This window comes from Nostoc sp., from assembly GCF_036916975.1.
Taxonomy (GTDB): Bacteria; Cyanobacteriota; Cyanobacteriia; order Cyanobacteriales; family Nostocaceae; genus Nostoc.
The window spans coordinates 39,872-65,202 of sequence record NZ_JBALFF010000082.1 but is presented as its reverse complement, the minus strand read 5'-3'; the positions used below and the strand labels follow the sequence as shown (position 1 = coordinate 65,202).

Here is a 25,331-nt window from a genome sequence, read left to right as displayed (position 1 = left end):
GTCCTTGGTCATTTGTCCTTTGTAATTAGTAAATGACCAAGAACAACTTTCACGCAATATTTAACCAATCCAATTGCATTACTGTAGCAATCAACTTGCGGTAAACATCTCCAAAAAAGAATCATAAACATCGCAGTGTCAAATGTAGACACGTAGAACTACTACGTCTATACAATGGTTCTCGATAACGCATATTTAATTTTTGGAAATGTCTATTAAATACTATTCAATTATTTAGATTTTTTCACATAAAGCAGTGTTTTTGTTAATAACAACCTTGGCATCCCAGAGGAGGTATGTTTAGTGAGCCGTCCTCAAAACCAAAAGCAAATTACTTCTAGCAATAACTGGTGGCGACGGTTAACAACAACTGTTATCCTGGGAAGTTTTTTGCATAGTACTATAACTCTACCAGCGATCGCACAACAGACTAACAATCCGGCTACGTCTGTGCCATTGATAAATCAAGCTGCTTATACTTATACAGATTCTAAAAATAATTATAGATATGAAGGAACTACTAGTCAGCTTAATGTTAATCCTACACCATTAGTTGATCCATTAGGGCGGATTTTAGGTTGCAATGGCGCAATTATACCTGACTATACAGGTTTTTCAGTTGGGATATACGAACCTAACGCTAGCGATCCTACAGGGACAGAATTGGGAAACTTGGCTCCTCTAACTCGAACAGAGTTACCTGATATTCCTAATAACAAGGTTCCTGGGGGTAAATCGCCAAATATCGAGAATAGTAACCCCTACTTTATTACGAATAATCCTGCGGGTGGCTACAATTTCCTACTCGATCCGAATAAAGGTCAAACTGATCCAGGTAGAACTTACATTTTTGTAGTCAATCCACCAGCAAATTCTATCTACAAACAACGGCGCATCAAGATTGAAATCCTTAATAGCACAGGTACACAAGGTAACGGTGTTGTGCGATATGTCGCTAGTTCTCTAGATGGTCAACCAATCAGTATCACAGGCGAAACCAGGATAGAGCAAACAGTTGTCTTGGTTCCTAATGCAGAAACAGTAGGACTGGACTTATCAGCCTTTGAATTTACTACAAATATGTGTCAAGCCAATCAGTTACAAATTATCAAAACAGGCGATCGCGCAGCTGCTGAACCTGGAGATACGGTAATCTACCGTCTTTCGGTGAAAAATTTAGCTGATGCTGGTTTGAATAATATAGTTGTCACCGACAACCTACCTTTAGGATTCCAGTTTTTGCCAAAAGCTGTGCGGGGAGAATTAGATGGTCAACCAGTCACTCTCACATCTGTTCGCAATGGTAACACAGTGACATTGCAAACAGATGTAACAATTCCCAGCGAGAAAGTCCTGAATATTGCCTACGCTGCTCAATTAACAGCCGATGCGGTGCGGGGAACGGGTCGCAATAGTGCGATCGTTAATGCCCAACGAGCTGATAACCGTTTTAGCATCAAAGATGGACCAGCAACCTACCAGTTGAAAATTAATCCAGGAATCGTCTCTGATTGTGGCACGATTATCGGTCGAGTATTTGTTGATAAAAACTTTGATGGTGAACAACAACCTGGTGAACCTGGAATACCAAATGCAGTGATTGTTATGGAGGACGGAAACCGCATCACTACAGATCCTAATGGTTTGTTCTCCTTGGCTAATGTCTTACCTGGATACCACACAGGGGTATTAGACCTCAGTAGTCTTCCTGGTTACACCTTGGCTCCCAATCAAAAATTCCGCGAACGAAATAGCCAATCTCGCTTGGTGCGTTTAGAGCCTGGTGGCTTGGTACGGATGAACTTCGCTGTCACCCCCACATTTCAGGAGCCAGTCAAAAAATGAAACCCAGACTGCACCATACAACTATATTTAACCTGAAATTGATGGGGGCGATGCCAGTAGCTCTGGTCTTAGTTTTGTATCCTGCTATTGTCAAAGCAGAACTTACCAACGAAAATCAGGTTTTCCCTGATTCTCCTTTGCAAACACAGAAGGCTGTTGAAGATCAAACCGATCAAGACAAAGTGTCTGAAAAAATTATAGGTGCCAATTCTGGCACTGCTGTCTCAGGATATGAAATAGGGGAAACGCAAACACCCAGCGAAAAGTCTGATCGTCAGCTTCCCGCAATCAGAAATTTTCAAGACAAAGGCGCAAAGCTAAGGAGAATAATTCAACAACGCCTAAATTCTCCCGATCTTGTAGGAACTTCCAAGCAGCAGTTTCCACCGATGGAAGTTGCCTCAACTTCTCCAGCACCAATTACTGATACTTCAATTCCAGATATCCAGCTAAGGGAAACGAAAATACAACCATTTCAACCAGCGACTTCTGTGGAATTGCCTAGAGGCTTACGCGAAATTGCCAAAATAGCGGATAACAACGACGCACACAAAGACACTGAGCCACAGTCTCCAGCTTCTCCAACCGAAATACAACCATTTCAACCAGCAACTTCTGTGGAATTGCCTAGAGGCTTACGCAAAATTGCCGGAGTAGTCAACAAAGACGCGCAGGGACAAGGGGTAAATGAAAATCTGCCGATGTCCTCCCCTTCTATACTCCCTGCCACTCCCCCCATATCTACAGCGCTCAAAATTTTGACTCCAACGCCTAAAAGTGTTGTAGATGTACAAGCTACTACGGTAGTTGTGCAATTTCCCGTTGGTAGTAAGGTGGAATTGCGGGTAAATGGCACGTTGGTAGACTCTTCGTTGATTGGACGAACGGAAACTGATGCTAGTACTAACTTAATAACGCAGACATGGTATGGTGTCTCGTTAAAAGAAGGTGCAAACACCATATCTGCACAAGTTGTTGGTGCAACAGAACCGCCTGTAACAGTGCAAGTAGCAGTCCGGGGAGCGCCGCTGAAAATAACTTTAGAAACAGTTGAGTCACGTATTCCAGCCGATGGACGTTCTACGGCTACAATCAAGGGTCAACTGATTGATGCAAATGGTAATCGCTCTAACCGCGATGCTATTGTAACTTTGATACCCAGTGCTGGGGAGTTTGTGGGGACAGACTTCAAACCCGATCAACCTGGATTTCAAGTCGAGGCGAAAGGGGGGCAATTTACAGCGAGTTTACGATCGCAACTCAAAGCCGAAACTGTCACGATTCGCGCCATCACTAATGATTTAGAAGGCTTTACTCAACTACAATTTGAAACTGCGCTGCGTCCGAGTTTGGTGACAGGGATAATAGATTTACGTTTGGGCGCTAGAGGGACAAATTATTACGGCAGTTTCCGTGATTTCCTTCCTCCTGACAAAGACAATGGAACACAATTAGATTTCCACTCGGCGGTATTTGCCACTGGTGCGATCGGGCAATGGTTGTTTACAGGCGCATATAACAGTTCTCGTAACCTCAATGAAGATTGCGACTGCAATAATCGCCTATTTAAAACTTACCAATCCAGTGAGCAAAATTATCCTGTCTATGGCGATAGCTCGAAAGTTGATGTCCTCGCTCCTTCTATTGACAGCCTATATCTGCGTTTGGAGCGCTCAACTGGTATCCCTGGATCTTCCCCTGATTATGCCATGTGGGGTGACTACAATACAGAAGAATTTGCGCGGCGATCGCAGCAATTTACTTCTATCACCCGTCAACTTCACGGTTTTAAGGCTAACTACAATTTAGGGAACCTACAAATTACAGGTTTGTATGGCAACCATTTAGAAGGCTTTCAACGGGATACTATTGCTCCTGATGGCACTAGTGGTTATTACTTCCTCTCCCGTCGGATACTACAACCAGGTAGCGAAAATGTCTTTATCGAGTTAGAAGAACTCAATCGTCCTGGGACTGTATTAGAACGCAAACAGCTTAACCGAGGCCCAGACTACGAAATTGATTACGATCGCGGTACCTTAATATTCCGCGAACCCATCCTCCGCACCGATATAGATGAAGTCGGACAAGTCTTAGTACGCCGGATTGTTGTTACCTATGAATACGACAGCCAAAACTCTGATAGCAATATCTATGCTGGTCGTTTGCAATATAACTTTTCCCGTAAGTCCAACTCCGAAAGCTGGATTGGAGCAACTTACGTTCAAGAAAATCAGGGAGTGCGTGACTTTCAACTCTACGGTGCAGATGCGCTGATTTCTTTGGGTAATCAGGGTAATTTAATCGCAGAATATGCTCATTCTAGTAATGATTCTGACGTTGTGGGAAAAGTTAGAGGTGACGCTTACCGCTTGGAAGCTGAGGGAAAAATCACTGATGGGATTCAAGCTCGCGCCTATTATCGCTTTGCTGATACAGGTTTTGCCAATAATGCCACTATCAGCTTTGTCCCAGGACAAAGCCGTTATGGAGCGCAGGTTACAGCTAAACTTAGCTCAACTACCAATGTCAGGGCGCAATATGACCACGAAGACAATTTTGGGATTGCTCCCCAACCGCTAGATACTTTTGAAGAACTGTTTGGGCCGCGTTCTGAAGCCATACCTGGGAGCAAAGTTGATAATTCGCTGACGACGATTTCCGCCGGGATTCAACAACGCTTGGGTAAAGCTACTATTGATCTGGATTGGATTCATCGTCAACGAGAAGACCGCATCCCCGACAGCGCCTTAAGTGGTAATTCCGATCAATTGCGATCGCGTTTTTCAGTTCCTATTGCGAATAACCTGACTTTTCAGGCGCAAAATGAACTAAGTTTATCTTCCCAAAAAGATAGTGTTTACCCAGACCGTACCATTTTTGGGTTGAATTGGGCAGCAATTCCTGGTGTAAATATCAGTCTAGCCCAACAGTTTTACACTAGCGGTCAATATTCCGGTAATTCCATCACCAGTTTGAGTGTCAACGGTGAACACAAACTCGGATCGGATACTACTTTGACTGGTCGTTACTCAATTTTGGGTGGTGCTAATGAAATGACCACTCAAGGGGCAATTGGTCTAAATAATCGTTGGACTATTGCTCATGGATTGCGGCTGAATCTTGCTTACGAACACGTATTTGGCAACTTCTTTGGACGGACTGGAGCAGGCCAACAATATGCCCAACCGTTCGCTTTTGGTCAATCAGCATCGTCTATCGGATTTGATGGTGGCGATAGCTATAGTGTGGGGCTGGAATACTCTGATAATCCGCAATTTCAAGCCAGCGCTCGTTATGAACATCGTTCTTCTTCTAGCGGTAGCAATACAGTAATTAGCGCCGGGATTACAGGTAAAATTTCTCCGGCTCTCACGGCTTTAGTCCGTTATCAACAAGCTGGTTCCTCCAATCAAACGCTTTCAGGATTGGGAGATACTGCTAACTTAAAGGTGGGTTTAGCTTACCGTGATCCGAACAACGATAAATTTAATGCTTTGTTGCGTTATGAATATCGCCAAAATCCCTCAATTATCCCTGACACCATTCTGTTAGGAAGTGGTACGGGTTCCCAAGACCATACCTTCGCTTTAGAAGCTATATATGCTCCTAACTGGCAATGGGAATTTTACGGTAAGTATGCCTTGCGTAACAGTACTTCTTACATAGCTAGCGATTTAGCTGGTACTAGCACAGTAAATCTGGCCCAATTCCGCACTACCTATCGTTTGGGATATAGCTGGGATTTGGTGGGTGAGGCTCGTGTAATTAGTCAGTCTAGCTACAGCGAAACAGGCTTTGTTCTGGAAACAGGTTACTATCTGACTCCTAACCTGCGCGTTTCGGCTGGATATGTGTTTGGTAAAGTTGATGACCGAGATTTTTCTGGTACACGCTCTGCGGGAGGTGCATACTTAGGTGTATCTGTCAAGCTTAACGAATTGTTTGATGGATTTGGACAACAAAAAATTGCACCACGTCAGCAGCAGGAGTCTACAATACAAACCCTGATCCAAAAAATCCGCGAGCAGAGGAGCAAAGTTACAGAGGTAGGGAAAATATGAAACTTCAAATTAGTCTAGCTGTTTTTTTGTTTCTGGCGACATTACCAGATGTTGCCTTTAGCCAAACTCAAAACTTATCTGTGCGAGTTGTGGTGAATAGTAACCAAGATGGCGCTATCCAAGCTGATGATGTCGTGACGTTACGAGAAGCGATCGCTATTGTCAATGGTAAGCTGTCTATTGATAAATTGAGCGATCGCGAAAAAACTCAGGTGCAATCTCTCGGTGGTAAAGGTTCTTCCCGCATTGAGTTTAATTTGCCTCCCCAACAAAATACTATTGAACTTACAGAAATATTGCCACCCCTGACTAGTCCAGGCTTAGTAATTGAAGGCGGATCAGCAGCAACACCAACTGTTACCATAACTCCCGCATATAATTCTGTAATTTTTCGCGGTTTGACGGTAGCAGCAAATAATATTACGATTCGGGGTTTGAGTCTCTATGGTTTCACTTATCGCCACGGTGATACTGCGAGTCTTCCCCCTGCGGATATTTTCATTAGCCCAATCGATATTAAACAACCACCACCGACGAATGTCGTCATCGAAAATAACTGGTTGGGTATATCACCAAATATCATTATTGAAACTAGACCTCCAAGCAATTCTGCCTTTGGAGTTTCTGTTTTTAATGGTGTAAATACAATTATCCAAAATAACCGTATTTTTAATCATGATGGTAGCGCTATTATTACCTCAGTTCGGGCAGAGAATTTGCAAGTTAAAAACAACATCATTACTGGCAATGGTTTTGCTGGAATGCCCGATGCGATCCGTTTAGAAGGGGTAATTAGTAATGCTGAAATTATCGGCAACCAAATTGAGAAAAATGCTGGCAGTGCTATATACCTTTTTAAGCCAGAAGGTTCAGTAAAAATTCGTTCTAATAGAATCAAAAATAATGGTCAGATGTTGCGTCGAGCGGCGATTTACTTGATGGGTAATAACCATGAAGTAATTAATAACCAGATTACCGATCAGTCTGGGCCAGGTGTGGTAATAGCAGCTTATCCGCCAAGCCAGGGAAACCGGATTGAAAATAATCAGTTTGCTAAATTAAAGGGATTGAGTATTGACTTAGTGACTCAATACCATGTTGGTGTGCAAGACTATGAGCAAGGCGATGGGGAAAATGCTGTAAATGACACATATCAGCGTCATCGCAAAACAGGTAATTTTGGCATTGATGCGCCACGCTTTTTGAGTCCAGAGTTTTTTATTAGTCCTCAAGATGGAACAGTACTTCTAGATGGCTTTGCTAGCCCTGGTTCTGTGGTGGAAATTTATCAAGTTAGTGAAGATACAGAAATTCGAGGACCACTAAATAAAGTAATTGCAAAGGTGAATGTGAATTTAGATGGGAGATTCTCGTATAAATTGGGAAACCTAAAAACGGGCGATCGCTTCAGTGCGATCGCTACTCATCCCCAATATGGAACTTCTGAACCTGCTGTTAATACCATTGTTCGCTCCATAGCAAAACCAGCAATTCGCTAGCCTTCCCTACTTGTTCAGCAATTAATCATGAAATATTTATTTAAGCATTTAAGAGTAATTGATAAAACCGCTGGATCTCCCTTGAAGAGGCATCAGATTCAGCGATCGTTAAAGATATGCAAGCTAATCCTGGGTGGATTACCAATTATTTTAATGTCCATACCCCGTCCGCTACTAGCAAACCCCGTGCCAACTCCTCAACAACCTAGCCCTCTCCTTGGTACGCGGATGGTAATTAATAGCGGATTTGAGCAGCCCAGTGTTCCAAATGGAGCAGGGGGGCACGGGGGAGAAGGATACGCTAATACTACTTCCCCTATTGTTTGGCAGACTACAGATACTTCTTCTTCCTACAACAATTCCCTAGAGATTTGGCGAGGGACAAACACTAGTCAAGGCGGGCCAATAGCTGGGCCGCACAGTGGAAACCAGCATGCTGAAATTAATGGTGGAGAAAATGCCTCAATATATCAAGATATTTGCATTTTTCCCAACGAGAATATACCTTGGTCGTTATGGCATGCTGCCCGAAGTGCTGGGCAGACTAACATCATGCAGGTGACAATTACAGATCCTAGCCTTTGGACTGGGAAAACGCCTCCTACTACCCAACTCTACAACAGTGGAAACTTAACTACGACCTATGCTCAAGGGTGGCAAAGCAAAACTGGAAGTTGGTCTAGCACAATTACAAGTATTAAAACTCTACGCTTTGCCCTTGCAGCTATCCAGGGTTCTAATGGAGATGTAACCTTGGGAAATTTTGTCGATGATATTAACCTGCAATTGTCCCCGATTATTGACTTTGCCCCTACGGATACTACTAATAATGTCAATTTAGCAACAACTACAGAAGGAAATGGCGGTAATAAATATTACCTTACTGTACGCATTAATGGTGTTATGCAGTCTGCTGGGACGGCGACTATTTCCCTTTCTGGACTGAATGCTACCCGCAACTTTACAGTTGGTACTCCGTTACAGGGCAGTTCAACTCTGACTGGATTGACTGCGAGTAAATCTGGAAATAATATCACGCTCAATATTCCTGCTGGCACGTATGACCCTAACCAACCATCTCAATATTTACACATCCCAATTGATTTTGGAGACACCGTTTTTGAACCTAGTGATAATCTTACTTTTACCATATCAAATCCTACTGGTGGGGGCAGTAGTAGTTTGTCAATTCCTCCTTTATCAATTGCTGCCACCAGTTGTATTGGTAGCGCCCGTACCACTGTTAATACACAGCTGATAGATGATGACACGCTCAACGTTTCCGGGACGGTATTTAGCGATGCTGATGCAGATGTTACCATCAACGGCAGCGATGCTGGAACCAATGCCGGGTCAGCAAACCTGACAATTTATGCTATTGATACTACTGGCAAAGTAGTAGATAAAGCCACTGTCGCAGCTGATGGTACTTACAGTTTCACCAAAGTCCCGGGAAATAGCAGTGTAACGCTGCGGCTTTCTAATGACTCCACTGTGGCAATTGGGGTAACCGCACCCACAGCCTCTAGCATTCCCAGTGGTTGGTATTATACGGGCGAAAACAAAAATGGCACAGTCGATGGGACGATCGCTACCCTTGGTAACATTGCTCTGACCACCACTACAACCAATCTTACCAATGAAAACTTTGGTATTCGTCAACCTTATACCATTGCAGCAGATACCGCCCCAACAACCTGTAACCCAGACTACAGAACTGCCTTGAACACAGGCATTACTGCTGCTGGTGGGCAGTTAGCAACTGGAGCAAATGACTTAAACTGGACTGCTGAATGGATTGCTGGCCCTGCTAGCGGCATTGGAACACCTTATGCCCCGCCGCGCCCAGTGGGGGTAATGCCTGCTGTGGTGGTTGGCAACCTCGCCCCTGGTGCTTGGGCGAATGAGCCAACCAATCCAGCCAATGCTCGCTGGATTAGCTATCCGTTCCGATTATCCGTTAATAGCAATGGAAATCATAATAATGCTGATTTAGATGGAAACAATGGGGAAGATGGTAGTGGTATTGCAATTGTTGGTACCTCTGACGCGGTGCGACTCAAATTCACCTCGCAGGTGACTTTACCGAGTAATGCCAATACGATCTCGATTTCGTTACCCGTTGGCGTGGCGATTGATAATCAATTTGGCAGCATTAAGGTAAATGGGGTGGAAAATCTCGTGCCGACTCCAGCGCCAAACTCCCAAGCTGGTGATTATGGGTCATTGAAAACCGTTAACATCACCCAAGGTTGGCAGGCTGGGGTAAACACCATTGAAATCATTATGGATTCTGGCCCACCCCAAGCTGGTTTCTTGCTAGCCGTTCAAGCCACTTCGACTCAGGTTTGTGGCAAGTCGAATGTTGTCTTGGTAAAACGCATTACCGCAATTAATGGGGTTAGCACAATTAATCCTAGCGATAACACTACCCATCTTGACCAAGTTCTCGATAATCCCGCTACTCCAAATGATGATGCGACTGTCAAATGGCCACCTGGTTATTTAGTTGGGGCTTTCAATGCTGGCAAAATCAAGCCAGGTGATGTGTTGGAGTACACAGTCTATTTCCTCAATGCCAAAGGTGCTAATGCCAATACGGTGAAAATATGCGATCGCATTATTGGCAGCCAAACTTATAAAGCTGGTTCCCTAGAAATCCGCCTGGGGAATGCGACTACTAGTATCTCACTCTCAGATGCCGCAGATCCTGCACTCGATCGAGGTCAATTTTACCCTAGTAGTGCTTCTGCTCCGGCTGCTTGTAATTTAATTACTCCTGGTACTGGAGTAGCAGATAACGGTACTTGGGCAGTAGATGTTACGGGTACTGGTAGCTCGGCACAGCCGGACTTTACGACGATGCCGAGTGCAACTGCACCCGGTACACCGACTGCTTCCTACGGGTTTATCCGCTTTAAAACCATTGTCAATCCCTAATCTTTGATTACCTAAAGATCAACCCTGATTTTGAGGATTTTATGGTTTTTAGGTATTTTCATTGATTAGTTTTGACACATTTATATTTAGTCCTATTTAAACCTATGTCTCGCCATAACTTTACCGGGAAACACACTTATCGATCGCTACTAATTGGTGCCCTTTTATTAGGTGGGAATTCTTTAGCTGGTTTATCTGTTTTTGCTGCTAGCCCCACGCCTGGCACTGTTATTGAAAACCAAGCCACCGGTTCGTATATCGATGAATCGGATAATTCTACCCAAACATTACTATCTGACAAAGTGACCGTAACTCTCGGCGAAGTCGCAGGGATTACAATTACAGCAGCGAATACACCCAGCGCAACAGCTGGTAGTACTGTCAACTTTGATTTTACGGTGACTAACGTTGGTAATGACCCGACGCAGTTCTTTATTCCCGATGCACCTTCGGCCATTAGCGGCGGTACAGCTGGCACTCTGCAAATTGTTGCCTATGACTCGGATGGTAGTGGGCCAGCAGCAGCAGTTGACCTGACTGGCAACAATGTTACTGTTCCTAGTGGGGGTCAAAATACAGGGACATTGTTAGGTGCGATCGCTTCTGCTAATAACGGTTCAATTCCAGCTGGTGCGTCGATAGTTGTACGGGTTCCAGTCACAGTGACAGCAGGTGGTGGACAAACTGTAAGTGTGACACTAGGTAATACTGGTGGACAACCCAGCAATAGCAACACTCCTTATGTCGTGGGTGCAAATGGAAGTGGAAGTAAAGATTTATATACTGTTGATAACCCTGATGGCGTTTCTGGTGAATCAGCAGGCGTACCGATTAATGGAGATGCGACAAATCACCGCCAGGAAGCCAGTGCTATACAGACCGCGACGGCTTTTAACACTGTCAGTGGGACGCTTTACCGGGATAACGATCACAACAGTACGGATAATGGTGAGCCTGGGATTGGGAATGTGCGTGTGATTCTCTACCAAGATACCGACAACAATCGTGAAGTTTCTTCTAGTGAAATCATCCAGCAAGTAACAACTCTTGCTGACGGGACTTATCAATTTACCAATGTCGCACCTGGAACTTACAAAATCAAAGTGGACATTGCTGATACACATGTGCCTATAGGGTACACGCTGGGTACTACTGATAATTTGCCAGTTACAGTTAACACTACCAATATCACAGGAGAAGATTTTGGCTTCTATCCTCCTTTAACCTGTGAATGGGAAGCTCAACTCTACAGTGGTCATTACCCTATTCCTGGTGCAAGTTATACAAAAGATCAGCAATCTGTTGGTCTATTTGGTACAGGTGGATTACCAACGCTCCGTGGCACTGCAAAATTTGGAGCGGGAAATTCTACATTTACTTTTAACGATCAATCCATTAGCCAGACTTCCCATCCACTGCGAACGATTATCAACGGTAGCTTTCCTTCTTCAGGCTACGTTCCGATTAACGGAGACTACATTTCAACACAGACTAATTTTGGCCAACCCAGCTGGGTAATCGTGTTTAAGCGGCAGGCACTCACCAAAGGTCGAGTTACCTTAGGGCAAGCAGGAGCTTACATTGATGATGCGATGGAAGTTTATATTAATGGAGTGCGCGTCGGAAATCCAGTTCTAACTTATACTACCAGCCTAGCAGCAAATAGGGTATCCACAGTTTCGGTGAATACTGGCGATATTGTTGAGATTCGCCTCTCGAACTATGACAATGTTGGTGGGTTTGTCGTCAGTACTGATTTCATTTCTGATTTCGGTGATGCACCAAGTAGTTATGGTGAAGTTGGACAGGCACCTAGTTGTGGTAATCCCCATCTTGGCGCAACTGTAACTGGAGAATATAATCAGTCTTACAGTGCAAATGCGAGTGGCGATGCTGGGGATGATGGTGTCACCTTGCCTTCAAGCCTAGTTCCCGGACAAACTGCAACAATTATTGTTAACGCTTCAACCGCCGGGTTTCTGAATAGTTGGATTGATTTTAATCAAAATGGGGTGTTTGATAGTGGCGAACAGCTAAATTTGACCAACGTCACCAATGGAACAGCTGCAACGATTAATAATGTTCCGCTTAATGCTGGAAATAATACTTTAACCTTTACTGTACCCAGCAATGCAACCATTGGTAATAGCTTTGCGCGTTTCCGGTATACCACTAGTACAGTTGCAACACCCAGCCCAACAGGTTCTGGGGGTGCTGGTGAAGTGGAAGATTATCCAATTGCGATCGCTACAACACCTAATATCTTACTTGTGAAACGAATCACAGCGATTAATGGCGGCACTACCACATTAGGGGGAGATTCTTTGTCCGGGTATATTGATGCCCCAACTAATCCTTATGATGATAATACCATCACCATTCCCACCCAACCCACACCAACAGACCCACCCCAAGACACGGACAAGTGGCCAGCCTTAAATAGCTTTATGCTGGGTGGCATCAATGGCGGTCAAGTCAAGCCAGGTGATGAAATAGAATATACTATCTATTTCCTCTCCGCAGGTAAGGCAACAGCAAATAATGTTTTGATTTGCGATCGCGTTCCTGATAATCTCACTTTCTTACCGACTGCTTTTAATAGTTTCGCCACCAAAAATCCAAGTGGTCTTCCAGGTGCTGATCGCGGTATCATTTGGCAAAATAATGGTGCAACTGAATCTCTAACTAATGTTAGCGATGGCGATAAAGCAGAATATTTATCCCCAGGTGTTGACCCCACTATTAAATACCCTACGATTCAATGTGATGGTAGTAATACTAACGGTATGGTGATTGTGAATTTTGGAAATGTACCAAATGCAACTGCACCAGGTACACCAATTAATTCTTACGGGTTTATCCGTTTCCGGGCTAAGGTGAAATAGATATTTTTGTCTGACTTTTGACGGTATCTGGAAAACCTCACTTCTATTTCTCTCATCCTTTAAGGAGATAGACTTTGAATTTCCCCCTTTCCGATGCGGGAAGGGGGTTAGAGGGTTAGGTTTTTGCTGGATTCCACATAACGTGAAAAGTCAGATATTTTTGTCCACCTATCTACCATACTTTAGCTAAATTCAATTCAAACCCAGGTAAAATATCTTCACCAAATACAGTTGTAGGAGATTCTAATATTTCTACGTCTTTCCCTAAACGAAAAATTTCTACTGTTTTATGTTTCGGATCAAGCAACCAACCTAAACGAACGCCATTGTTAATATACTCTTGCATTTTTTCTCTAAGTTTTTTCAGAGAATCACTACTAGAACGCAATTCGACTACAAAATCAGGTGCTAAAGGGGAAAATTCTTCTTCTTGTTGAGTCTGAGTTAAAGCCTCCCATTTTTCATTACTTACCCAAGAAGCATCGGGTGAGTAAACCGCACCATTGGGGAATGTAAAACCACTGGAGGAGTCGAAACCAATACCAAGTCCAGTTTTTTCAATCCAGGCGGCAAGTTGACCAATTAGGCTAAAATTTTTCTTACCCGTCCACGGATACGTCGGAGGCATAATTATAACTTCTCCAGTTGCAGCACGTTCTAACTGCAAATTTTGATTAGCTTGACAAAGTTCATAAAACCCCTTGATACCCAGATTGGGAATATTCAAAGTGATGGCGTTCATAAGCTTTAAAAGTAAGGTTTTGTCCTTATACCAATTCTAGATTCTTTGTCGGAGATGATAACGAAGCGGGGATTGTCAAATGTAAATAATCACTGCCGATTGGACAATCCGAACGGTATTGGAGGTGGACTAATCAAAATCAAGGGTTTTGTTTGTGTAGCCAAGCCAGTGCGTTGGGCGGGCAATGCCCGACTTGAAGCACCTGGCGTGCGATTTCCAATCGCCGAGGCAAGTAATAAATGAGACTTTTCAAATAACTTGTTAGACAGACAAGGCTTGTTTGACTTCAACAGGTTCACCAGTCAAGCTAAAGGGGCGAACTTCGGTAATTTTTACCTTTACTAACTGCCCTTGCAATTCTTTGATGTCGCCACTGAAGAATGTCAGACGATTACCGTCAGTACGTCCCATCACTTGGGTTTGATCTTTAGGATTTTGGTCTTCTACTAAAACGCATTCAATGCGCCCAAAGTAACGTTGCGATCGCTCTGCTACTTTCAAGTTTCCTAAATGATTCAGCCGTTGGAGGCGATCGCTTTTTATTTCTTCACTCAGCTGATTGTCCCACAACGCCGCAGGTGTCCCCGGACGCGGCGAATATGCTGCTGTGTTTAACATGTCAAAACCAATATCTTCTACCAGTTTCAGGGTATTTTCAAACTGTGCTTCTGTCTCCCCAGGAAAACCGACAATTGCATCGGCACTAATAGAAGCATCTGGCATATAGCGCCGAATAGTATCGATAATCCGGCGATATTTTTCATGGGTATAACCCCGCGCCATTGCCTTTAAAAGTTCATTATCCCCAGATTGGAAGGGAATGTGGAAGTGTTTGCAGACCTTGGGCAACTCGGCACAAGCTTTAATTAATCTCTCTGTAAAATAACGGGGATGGCTAGTAGCAAATCTTAGCCTTTCAATCCCCGGCAGATCGTGGACGTAATAAAGTAAATCTGTGAAGTTATGCAGATGCCGACCTTCTGCTGTTGTTCCTGGTAAATCTCTACCGTAAGCGTCAATATTTTGACCGAGTAGAGTAATTTCCTTGTAACCTTGCCGTCCTAATTCTTCCATTTGGTCCCGGATAGCTGACGGTGTGCGAGATTGTTCGACACCGCGCACATTGGGAACTACGCAGTAGGTGCAGCGTTCGTTACAGCCGTAAATTACATTTACCCAAGCTGTTACCTTACTATCGCGTCGCGGCTGGGTGATATCTTCAATAATATGAACCGATTCGGTTGCCACAACTTGATTACCTTCAAAAACTGACTCCAGCAAATCTTTAAGACGGTTGGCGTGTTGTGGCCCCATTACCAAATCTAATTCTGGGACTCGCCGCAACAGTGCTTCACCTTCTTGTTGGGCAACACAACCAGCAACAATCAGGGTTAAATCAGGCTGTTCATGTTTACGCTTTGCTTGTCTGCCAAGGTAGGAATATACCTTTTGCTCGGCATTATCCCGAATTGTGCAGGTATTGTAGAGAATTACATCTGCATTATTCGGATCTTCTGACCATTCAAAGCCCATGTCTTCCAAAACGCCAGCCATGCGCTCTGAGTCAGCTTTATTCATCTGACAACCGAAAGTAGTAATGTGATAGTGGCGTTTAGAAGTGGTCATGAGCAATTCTGCTTAATTAGCGTAATGTATATAAGGTTTATTTCCTATTCTATAATGCTCTTAAACCGGCTAACGCAGTCGTTTTGATTAGCGAATATCATTTTGAACTGCCAGATATCTCAGAAGGGCAAGCCTAGATGATAATTGAAAGTCTAACAATGAATTAGCGATCGCAAGGTTTTTGCTATATATACAATCATTGAACTCTAATATCATGTCCGGTTAAAGACTTATGATCAAGACCGCAGTTCTTGCTAGGGGAAAGACGGGTTTTTGATTGTTGCACCAGATGAGGTAACTGTAACTAATTAGCCGGACATGATATAAGCAATGATTCCTCCTTCAAAAGAGTATCACCCACAAAAATCATCAACTCGAATATCTCGCCAGATGTCAGAAATCTGCCAGCCAGAGTTGCCAACAGACTGGACTGGAGGATTGTCAAGGAAGGGAATATAGTCAGGAATAGCCTCTGGAATCGTTGCTGGTTGCTCATCAATCACAGGGGTTGAAGAATTGACAGTACAGAAGAGAAGATTTTGGTCTTCAGCCTGTTGGATTTCCATCATTTTCTTGAGAGTCAGCTTGTCAGATTTTTTGATGATCTTCATATCTATCTTGTTAATGGTTTCATTTACTGCTTCCCCAAGGGCATTGGCTGAAAATCTGGATGACAGCAAAGTTGGGAAAAGTTGGGTGTTAATAATTGCACGGAATAAACAAGATACAGCAAATCTATGAAAAATACGAGTCCCTTGCTGAGGAATTTATCAATTGAGTATAAATTTATTTTAAAATGCAAATGCTATAGCACAATCTGTTGCATAAATGGTAGCGATCGCAATAAGATTATTCTCTGGAAGTCAAGCTTTTTTGTGGCGCAGCAAGCGCATCACTTGTTTTACAGACATGGAATCGTGAAAAGCAGACCCAGATATTCTCGAAAACGCTTGGTTGAAATCGAATAAACTGTAACTCTACACGTTCTAGAGCAGTTAACATGAGCCAGATAAAATCATTATTGTTGATGGCTCACAGCAAGGGCTTGACTTGATTATACGTGTATTAATTGACCGTGGTGATTGAGTAGCGCCCGTTTGGGTTCGGCAAAGGAGAAAACTACAATTGGGTAAATTGGGAAATCATATTTTTCATGCAGACGCACAAAATAGTTAAACTTATTTCTCAAGAAAGAAGATTTAAATGTCTAGACCTTTCTGAGGGTAAATAGAATAAAGTTTTAGCTAGGTAGTAAAATATCTGAACAAATTAAAACTGACTTGAGTATATGGGTACAAACAGGAGAAAAAACTAGATTTGTGATAATCAGGCTTACAGCTACTCTTAAAAAGAAAAATTCTGCGCCATCCCAGGCACTAAATTTGTCAAATTAAAACAGAAGAATAAGTGATAGTAATGGCGAATCTCAGAGATACAGAGAATGGATGGTCGCAGTTAAGTCGTGGTGCGCCATTGGCAGTAATAGTAGCGGTGGTACTCTACATTTTATACCAACTTTTACCCGTATTAGAACTTTTAGTTATAGCAGCATTGATTGCTTTAATTTTGAGAACGCTATTACGGTTTTTGCAAAAGTTAGTAAAATCACAGGATGTTGCTGTTTTGCTACTAATTGGATTAATCGTCGGATTTGTTGTGGTATTAGCCACTGTAGTTCTACCTAGTGTGACATTTGAATCTCAAAAATTAATCAAAACATTACCAACTTATCTCAATAGATTGACAGGAGATGTGGAACAACTGCGTCAGAAATTCACTTTTATTCCTGACATTTCCCAAGCACTAATACAATTACGGAATTTGACCGACCAGTTACTAGGGGGAGTACCAGTTTTCTTAGGTGAAGCTTTAAGTTTAACCGTTGAGTTGGTAGCGACGTTAATCTTAGCGCTTTACATGGCTTACGATCCTAATTCTTTAGTGAAAGGGATTTTAAGATTAGTTCCAAGGCAACATCATCAACGCTCTAAACGAATCCTTAAAGCTTGCGAGACAAGATTGCGAGGCTGGATTTTTGGGACAGGAATAGCGATGATATTTCTGGGTGTTGGAGCAACGTTTGGACTTTTGATTTTGGGGGTTCCGTCAGCCCTACCATTTGGGATTATTGCAGGTTTATTTGAAATAATTCCTTACTTTGGTTCGATTATTGGTGCTTTTTTACCAGCATTAGTAGCATTGAGTATTTCACCGCTAAAACTAGTATTTGTGTTGATCCTTTTCTTTGTAATGAATCAAATAGATGCCCATGTTGTTCAGCCTTTGGTGATGGGTCAGCAAGTTAATATTCATCCAGTGATGGTGATTGTGACATTTTTAGTAATGGGTAAGCTATTTGGATTTATTGGTGTGCTGCTTGCAGTACCTGCGGCCGCAGTGATAATTACGCTTATTGATGAGTTTACCCCGCCAGAAAAGCTGATAGAGCCAGTAGGAATTGAAAGTAAAATAGATGTTTAATCAAAGGATTAAATAAGCAACTATCCAGCAATTCTTCGATGCCCTTTTCTATGATTTGACATTCCCTGGCGTGAAGGCACGGGGATTCTTCTATCTATGAAACGGCTTGCTCTTATTGATTGCTTCAATTAGACTAGAGGTCGATTCTCCAGAAGCGGGGGTGTCTAGCGCAAAGGTTTCAGTATTACTGTACCGGGAGCATCCCGTCAGGTGCAAAAACCTTGATAGCCCTCATCCCCTAACCCCTTCTCCCATCTTTGGGAGAAGGGGAACTAGAATTTATGTCTCCCCTCATTCTATTTAGAGGATATTGCCCTAGTTTTCCAAAACCTTCAATATTGTTTGAGTCAGCGATCGCTTCCTGGTTCAACTGTATGGTTGTTTGGTTGCCGTCATCAAAATAAATGGTGGCTCGTTTGTTGTGAAAGCGTACCTGAACTTTGTATACACCACCAGTTGCATAATAGTAAGCCCTAGCAGGCAGCTTTTTACCATCAATATTTTGCCCTTTGTACTCAACTGCGATCGCAGGTGTGCCTAGCAGCAATAGGACTGGCAGGACTAACCCTAAAAAATTCAATAGCTAGTAACAAACAGTTTCAATCAAGCTACTTTCTAGTTTAAAACATAAAACTAATTTGTGGGTTAACTAGCGATGGATTGCAACAAGCCGCTTTAAGGGTTTACGCACACTTCGCCACGCCTACCCTATGCTTTAATACAGGTCAGTTAATCTAATGTTGTTATGTAAACAAAAAAAGGAGAGTAGTAATACTCTCCTAACATGATATGAGGGAAAATTTTCAGTTTAGCGATTAAAATGAGTATGTCGTTCACGGGCTTGACGTTCACGCAATACACGAGCGCGTCGTTCACGGGCTTGACGTTGACGCAATTCACGAGCGCGTTGTTCACGGATTTGATGTTCGCGTTCGACTCTATTGTTATTAAAAGCTACACTATCACGATTAAAATGATCATGCTCAGATTTAAATTCAGCAGCATTAGCATTTTGAGAAAGAGCAGCAATTGAAACAGCTGCTAATAAGCCTCCAAGAAGAATAGATTTAAAGCGGTTCATATATCCTTTAATCTCCGTCGCATTGATTTGTATATTCTCAATATAATCGGAATAATCAGGCATACGCCTGTATCTAAAGTCACTTTTAAATAGTTACTTTTGTCACTAATACCTGTTTGAAAAGTCGGAGAGATGATGAGTAAAGCATACCCGTGTTTAATATGAATTTCTGAGTGACATGATTCTAGAACCAAAATCCGGTGGTCGCAAGCGTGAATAAGTAGCCCGAATTATTCAGGGTATAATATCTCTGAACAAGGTTGTTCTTCTGGAATAGACAAGGACAAGCTTTGGTTGGGACAGCAGGGATTCGTCTCACCGCTAGGCTGGATTCCAAACCAACCGCCAGTATCACCACCAGCCCAACCGCTTCTTCGTGCAGCCGGAAATGTCTGATTACAAAGAGTTTTGAACTCTTGAGCGTCACTAATATCTTTACCCTCATAACCCAAGGGTTGAAATATTCGCCCACTGTAGTGGCCTTGTAATCGGATTTGTCCCATTACATAAATTCCACCACCAACAGAATAAATACTTCCTTCTTGATTGCGAGAATAACAAGCAATATAACCACCATCTCGCAATAGGTACTTGTTAACAGTGGGCAAAATTTTCTCTATATATCCAGGGGCTGGCCAGTTGACAGCAGTTCCTTGTTCATTAACGTATACCCGAAAATCTTCTGGTAAAAGATAGTCTGTCACAATAGATCCTATAACAGCAGCAGTACTAAGTAAGTGGGCGCAAATAATCATCACTGGCTCGTAGTTGCGCTGTCTTGCGCTTTAGCCCAACTACGAGCCAACTACAGAGATTTTACTTTTCGTTACATAGTTTGGTTTTATCTTGCCTACCTACTTAGTTGTCTGAGCTTGAGCTACAGTAGACTGTACTAGTGGAAAACATAATACTGTTGTAGCAAATAAAGTTAAAGTTGATGTAATAAAGTGTTTTGTCTTCATTAGTTTTAGGGACTTCCAAATAAAAAAATGTTCCAAAACTGATGCAAAAACTCTGTATTTCTTCTCTGTGCGTTCTTCCGAAGTTTGCTCAACGCTCTTAACTCGCGCACTCAACTTCTCTCTGTGTCTCTTGTGGTTCGTTTATTGGAATAATTTATTTATTGGAAGTCCCTTAAGTCATTTCGTTGCACTAGACATTCTCTAAAATCCTCATATTCTGCGGTAAGATGACTTTTGACTTCCCCTTACGGGGCTGACCTCTGCCTATAAAGGTCAGCTAATAGGTAATCTAAACCAGAAAGTTGCCCCTGCATCCAATGCACTGTTGACACCAATTTCGCCGCCGTGAGCATTGATGATTTGTTTACACAAATACAACCCCAATCCCAAACTTACAGAATTGCGGATATTTGCACCCCGAAAGTAAAGGTCAAAAAGCCGATCGCTTTGTTGTTGACTAATGCCCACGCCGTTATCACTAACAGTACAATAAATCATTTTGCCTGCACGGGTAGCGTCAATTGTCAAGAGCAAACCAGGAGGATTATGTTTCAGAGCATTGACAATTAAGTTAGAAAAGACTCGCCATAGTTGCGTGGGATCTGCATTCACTAATGGCAAATCTGCGGATACCAGATTTGTCAGTTTGGCTTGATTTTGCTCTAGCAATGGCTCTGAATCTGCGATCGCACCTTCGACAACTGTCAGTAATTGTACGGCTTGACGCTGCAAAACAACACCTTGCACCTCGCTAAGATGAGCTTCCATCAAGGAATTAATTAAATTAAGTTGGCGATCGCTACTTTGAATCATCCGCTCTAAAATTGAGCGGGAAATCGAAATATTATCTTCGGGACGTGCAAGCAAATTTTTCAGCACCATTAAAGTACCCAGCACTGGATTACGTAAGTCGTGGGAAACTGCATGGAAAAATACTCGTAGTTCTTCTTCAGTTTGTTTACGCTGGGTAATATCTTCAATCAAACCTTCGTAGTAAAGCAGTTTAAGATTTTCGTCACGCACTGCGTAGGCTTTTTCCGAAATCCAAACAATACTTCCGTCTCGGCGATAAATTTGGGATTCAAACTCGGAAATGCTGCCGTACTTTTCCATCAGGCGGACAAATTCGGCGCGGCGGTTCGGATCAACGTACAATTGTTCAATAATAGTGGAATTTGCTGTCACTTCCTCCGCTAAGGAGTAGCCATAAATGCGTGCTAAAGCCGGATTTGCTGTAATATAACGTCCATCAGGAGTGCTTTGGAAAATCCCTTCAACGGCGTTTTCAAAAATGCTGCGATATTTAACTTCTGCAACCTTGAGTTTTTGGTAGGCAGATTCGAGTTCTTGACGGGCGTAAAATTCAGAACGTTGCAGGCGATCGTACAAATAAACACCAATGTCGCAGATAGTACAAAACCAAAAAATGTATAAAATGAACGTTACATTATATATTTCTGGGTGGCCGGGGATTGGTGTTTTTAGTCCAAGTGCTGTATTCACACCAAAATAGTAGATCAGCACACTTACTTGAGTCAGCAAGTGAAGAATCCAGCAGACGGGTACTAACACAGCTTGGCTTAAGAATAGCAGCGACCAACCGATGGTATCAGGTAGTGCAAAACCTGTGATGGTTGCAAACAACTGCGATGCTAGACTAATTGACCAAGAAGACCCCAAAAATAATAAATCTGGATGACGACGACCTAACTTAGTTTTATGTAAGGCAAAGCAGATTAATATACACAGCAACATTGCAATATTAATTACAAGGCGCTGAGTTCTAAGTACTTCTGGCAGATGCTGCAACTCTGCAACAGGAAAAAACAAGCCGTAAATGTCTCGCAAAGTAAAAGAGAACAGACACATCAGCGCCAGTAATAACCATAAACGCAGTCTCTGCCACAAAAAACGGTTACGCCAATCTCTGTAAAGAGTAGTGGTTTCATCTCTTATTGGTGCAGAAAAGCTTTGTCTGCACCATCTTTGCACTGTTATAAACGGAGTAGCCATTAGCATCCGAGCAACTTTGCCCATACTGTCGAGAGTGTTTGCCTTACTGGTTATTTACTCTCGCATTTTTTGGTGATTTATGGGGGATTTGTTGCGGATGTTGCTAAAGGTAGTGTAAACCAAAAAGTTAACCCGCGCTTGCGGTTACTTATAATACCAATTTCGCCGCCATGTGCTTTAATAACTTTCCGACAAAGATACGTTTTTAAGCCAATGCTTGTGGAACAACAGTCTTGGGGATTGCGGACATGCAGATCAAAAAGGCGATCGCACTCTACTTTACTCATTGTCACACCGTCATCTTGAATCTGAGTGCGAATCATTTTGCCCTCAATGCTGGCACTTAGAATAAAATTTAATCCTGGTGGATTGTTTTGCAAACTATGTGTTATCAAATGTGCCAAAACTTTCTGCAATCGAGTTGCATCTGCCATTACTAAGGGTAAATCGGCAGGAACCAAGTTCTTTAAAGTTGCTTGATTTTGTGCCAGTGTGGGTTCCAACTGGGCGAAAACCGCTCTCAGTAGGCTGTTAAAATCCACAGGTTCGGGTTTGATGTCCATACCCTGTTTTTCACTGGAATTAATTTCTAGCAATGAGTTAATCATCGTCAGTTGGCGATCGTTGCCTTGAATCATCCGCTCAATTATCGAGCGAGATACTGGGATTGGGGATTGGGAGGAGGCAGAGGGGCAGGGTGCGCTTTGCTGAGGGGAAAGAGGTAATTTTTTATTCTCCCCCTTGCTCCCAGCTAACAGCTCCCCTGCTTCTTCCCCACTCCCCACTTTTTGATTTAACAAATTTTTTAACACCATCAAGTTACCCATCACCGAAGTTCGTAAATCGTGGGCAACTGTGTGCAAAACAACATCTTTTACCCGATGCAATTCTTCAACTTCTTGCATTTTCTGCTGCAATTGTGCTGTTCGTTCTTGTACTTGGTGTTCTAAATTAGTGTTAAGTTCTGCAAGTTTTTGGTAAATCTGGCTTTGGTGAATGGCGATCGCTACCTGTTCTGACATCTGCTTTAACAAATCAATTTCTATTGGTTGCCAATGACGCGGCCCTGAGCATTGGTTGGCAATTAACGCCCCAAATAATTCATTACCTAGCATAATTGGTACAGCCAATGTCGCCTTCGTTTGGAATTTTTGAAAGTGCGCTTTGACTTTGGGAGATAATGCTACTTGTGTCATATCTTCAACGATACCCACAACATTATCTTTGAGTAAGTTTCTCAATTGTTGTAGATAAGCTTCATCATTAGTAGACCATCCTGTGACTGATGGATATTTAGAATCTACTGATTCTGCGAGAGTTCTGGCTCCTAATTTGCTATTATTTAAACCAATAAAAACCCGATCTGCTTGCAGAAATTGTCTTACTTCCGTCACGGTGGTTTGAAGAATTTCCTCTAAGTTAAGCGAAGACCGAATTCGTACTAAGGTTTTTGCCAACAAGCGATCGCGTTCTGCTGATAGACGTAATTGTGCTTCTACCTGCTTGCGTTCTGTAATATCATGATGGACTGCTAAAAGCGAAGGCAGACCATCTAAATCAATGATTTCGGACCAAAGCAGCGTTGTAATTATCTTCCCAGACTGTTGCCGAAATTCAACTTCTAAGTTGCGAACAACTCCTGTGGCTTGCAACTGCTGTAATAAATTCAGGCGATCGCGATCGTCTACCCAAAGATTTAACTCAAAAGAAGTTTTACCAATCGCCTCATCTCGCTGATAACCTGAGAGTTTCACAAAACTGTCGTTAACTTCGATGAAGCGTCCTTCTTGGAGTGTGCTGATGGTAATTGAATCCGGGCTGCAACTAAAAGCTTTAGCAAATTTTTGGGCAATATTTTCTAAAGCGACTTCTGCTTGTTTGCGTTCTGTGATATCTCGGACAATTGCTACTACCTCATCTTGACCACTCACTACCAACCGCGCCTCATAATCTTTGACTCCCAAAGGCGTTGGTAGTTGATATTCGCAAGTTTGTAATGTTCCAGAATCTAAAGTTTTAGCGATTGCTTCTAGGCTAATTGCAGCAACATCACTAGGCAATAATTCCTGCACATGTTTGCCAACTATTTCTTCTCTCGAAAGACTGACATTTGCTCCCTCACTTTTCAAATCTAGATACTCGCTATCACGGCTGATGCGAAACATTAAATCGGGGATAGCATCCAAAACTGCTTTATAGTGCGCCTCAGTCTCAAGCAATTTTTCTTGGGCTTGTTTTCGGTCTGTAATATCCATGACCAAGCCATTCCAAAGCAAATCACCTGATTCTTGTCGTTCCGGTTGCGAAGTAGCTTGAATCCATTTAATCCCACTAGGCGTAATGATGCGACCTTCCCAATGCCAAGGTGTAATATTTGTAGTACAAGAAGCTATAGATTCTGCAAAAGCTTTTATATCCTGTGGATGAATCATTTTGTATAGCACCCGAGAGTCTTTATGTATAGCTTCTGGTTCTAATTCATACAAATATTCACAACCAGAACTAACATAAAGGACTAACAAAGAACCATCCTGCTGTTGCAGAACTTGGAAAATCATTCCTGGTAAATTGACAGTAAGTTTTGAGAGCAAGTTAATAGCATCTTGCTGGCAATTTGGTGTATACAGCGATTTTACAACGGTTTCATCCACTCTTTAACCCTTTGATACACAAGCTATTGATGTACAATTAAAAGCCAGAATAACTAATTTAAGAGTTTTGATTCTGTAGGCATAATTGCTAACAGAATTCAAACTGCACCTTCTTTCAGAGTAGTTCCTGATGGGGCGATCGCATTCCCCCAATCGGGTGAGGGAGCATCCCAATTTTGCTTAAATCTTTTCCCTCACCCCCAGCCCCTCTCCCAAACATGGGAGAGGGGAGACATAATTTCAGTTCCCCGAATCGCATACGAAGGGATTCGGGGTTAGGGGCTATCAAGGTTTTTGCACCTGACGGGATGCTCCCATCGGGTGAACCATTTGCTAGGGGGAGAATAATTTCAGGAGTGCTGATACCAATTCTGTATGAAGATGCGCTAAACCATATTTAAGTACAAGAAAGAAAAACGAACCGCAAAGTCCGCAAAGAACACAAAGAAAGAAAGAAAGGAAGAAAGAAAGAAAGAAGAAGTTAAGAGGGTTTGGCACAGCCTCACAAAGAAATGGTATGAGTTATATCATGTGTGGGTATT

Annotated in this window: 15 protein-coding genes; 7 read left to right on the top strand and 8 right to left on the bottom strand. The window is 42.7% G+C overall.

Translation table 11 applies throughout. The features are described from left to right. Window positions 1-303 precede the first annotated feature (303 nt). The 5 genes from V7K73_RS21130 to V7K73_RS21110 all read left to right on the top strand — a co-directional run bounded on the left by V7K73_RS21130 (window position 304) and on the right by V7K73_RS21110 (window position 13,233). Window positions 304-1,845 carry a hypothetical protein gene (locus tag V7K73_RS21130; RefSeq protein WP_334882745.1) on the top strand — a complete coding sequence of 514 codons (1,542 nt, stop codon included), beginning with the start codon at window positions 304-306 and terminating at the stop codon, window positions 1,843-1,845. Beyond that, complete coding sequence (locus tag V7K73_RS21125) at window positions 1,842-5,909, top strand: TonB-dependent receptor (protein WP_334882743.1); 4,068 nt, start codon at window positions 1,842-1,844, stop codon at window positions 5,907-5,909. Before V7K73_RS21130 ends, V7K73_RS21125 begins: the two co-directional genes overlap by 4 nt. Next, on the top strand, window positions 5,906-7,408 hold the full coding sequence (locus V7K73_RS21120; RefSeq protein WP_334882741.1) for a right-handed parallel beta-helix repeat-containing protein: 1,503 nt from the start codon (window positions 5,906-5,908) through the stop codon (window positions 7,406-7,408). Before V7K73_RS21125 ends, V7K73_RS21120 begins: the two co-directional genes overlap by 4 nt. A gap of 27 nt (window positions 7,409-7,435) precedes the next feature. Beyond that, complete coding sequence (locus V7K73_RS21115; protein WP_334882739.1) at window positions 7,436-10,348, top strand: hypothetical protein; 2,913 nt, start codon at window positions 7,436-7,438, stop codon at window positions 10,346-10,348. Window positions 10,349-10,452: 104 nt separating this feature from the next. Beyond that, window positions 10,453-13,233 (top strand): beta strand repeat-containing protein, encoded by a 2,781-nt coding sequence (locus V7K73_RS21110; RefSeq protein WP_334882737.1) that lies wholly within the window; start codon window positions 10,453-10,455, stop codon window positions 13,231-13,233. 172 nt (window positions 13,234-13,405) lie between these two features. On the opposite strand, the gene V7K73_RS21105 is transcribed toward V7K73_RS21110, so the two are convergent. Then, on the bottom strand, window positions 13,406-13,975 hold the full coding sequence (locus tag V7K73_RS21105) for a Uma2 family endonuclease (RefSeq protein WP_334882736.1): 570 nt from the start codon (window positions 13,973-13,975) through the stop codon (window positions 13,406-13,408). 54 nt (window positions 13,976-14,029) lie between these two features. Between V7K73_RS21105 and V7K73_RS21100 the strand changes: the two genes are divergently transcribed. Next, complete coding sequence (locus V7K73_RS21100; RefSeq protein WP_334882734.1) at window positions 14,030-14,218, top strand: hypothetical protein; 189 nt, start codon at window positions 14,030-14,032, stop codon at window positions 14,216-14,218. A gap of 18 nt (window positions 14,219-14,236) precedes the next feature. On the opposite strand, the gene miaB is transcribed toward V7K73_RS21100, so the two are convergent. Further along, a complete protein-coding gene (miaB, locus tag V7K73_RS21095; RefSeq protein ID WP_334882732.1) occupies window positions 14,237-15,601 on the bottom strand; it encodes a tRNA (N6-isopentenyl adenosine(37)-C2)-methylthiotransferase MiaB in 1,365 nt (454 codons plus the stop codon). Between the two features lie 353 nt (window positions 15,602-15,954). Then, a complete protein-coding gene (locus tag V7K73_RS21090; RefSeq protein ID WP_334882730.1) occupies window positions 15,955-16,212 on the bottom strand; it encodes a hypothetical protein in 258 nt (85 codons plus the stop codon). A gap of 805 nt (window positions 16,213-17,017) precedes the next feature. On the opposite strand from V7K73_RS21090, the gene V7K73_RS21085 reads away from it, so the two are divergent. Next, window positions 17,018-18,082 carry an AI-2E family transporter gene (locus V7K73_RS21085; RefSeq protein WP_334882728.1) on the top strand — a complete coding sequence of 355 codons (1,065 nt, stop codon included), beginning with the start codon at window positions 17,018-17,020 and terminating at the stop codon, window positions 18,080-18,082. Window positions 18,083-18,320: 238 nt separating this feature from the next. Here the strand turns inward: V7K73_RS21085 and V7K73_RS21080 are convergent, their stop codons facing one another. From V7K73_RS21080 to V7K73_RS21060, 5 genes are all read right to left on the bottom strand, one after another. Then, window positions 18,321-18,662 carry a hypothetical protein gene (locus tag V7K73_RS21080; protein ID WP_334882726.1) on the bottom strand — a complete coding sequence of 114 codons (342 nt, stop codon included), beginning with the start codon at window positions 18,660-18,662 and terminating at the stop codon, window positions 18,321-18,323. A 228-nt stretch (window positions 18,663-18,890) separates the two neighbouring features. Next, the gene (locus V7K73_RS21075) at window positions 18,891-19,163 is read right to left on the bottom strand and encodes a hypothetical protein (RefSeq protein WP_334882724.1); all 273 of its coding nucleotides are present in this window, start codon (window positions 19,161-19,163) and stop codon (window positions 18,891-18,893) included. Between the two features lie 230 nt (window positions 19,164-19,393). After that, entirely contained in the window at window positions 19,394-19,867 is a 474-nt protein-coding gene (locus V7K73_RS21070) for a hypothetical protein (RefSeq protein WP_334882722.1), read from the bottom strand. A gap of 531 nt (window positions 19,868-20,398) precedes the next feature. Beyond that, complete coding sequence (locus tag V7K73_RS21065; protein ID WP_334882720.1) at window positions 20,399-22,162, bottom strand: PAS domain-containing sensor histidine kinase; 1,764 nt, start codon at window positions 22,160-22,162, stop codon at window positions 20,399-20,401. A gap of 53 nt (window positions 22,163-22,215) precedes the next feature. Then, window positions 22,216-24,789, bottom strand: coding sequence for a sensor histidine kinase (locus V7K73_RS21060; RefSeq protein ID WP_334882718.1), 2,574 nt, complete (start codon window positions 24,787-24,789; stop codon window positions 22,216-22,218). Window positions 24,790-25,331 lie beyond the last annotated feature (542 nt).